The 233-nt window shown below is 51.1% G+C and carries 1 pseudogene; it reads right to left on the bottom strand.

Features of this window, described 5'->3' with window-relative positions:
- Positions 1-233: pseudogene (locus tag A3750_RS25875) on the bottom strand (hypothetical protein); the annotation flags it as partial.

The raw sequence follows: 233 nt of genomic DNA, 5'->3' as shown, positions 1-233 counted from the left end.
CGTCTTCGCCTTCAATAAGTGCTGAGCTTGCTCCTTCGAAACCAGGAAAGCCTTTATAGCCACCCATAACGTAAACAGGAGCCGCTAGGTTTGAGCCGATGTAGTTTTTTACTGCGTATGAGTCAAACGTTTGCAGCCAAGCGACGCTTTGGTTGCAGTCTTGACCTAGGAATGCCGCGTTGATCAAGCTGTCTAGCCAGTTACCATTGCAAACGCGGTCGGCACCCTCGGTG

It is taken from the genome of Oleiphilus sp. HI0079 (genome assembly GCF_001635105.1).
This window is presented reverse-complemented; position numbering and strand designations above follow the sequence as displayed.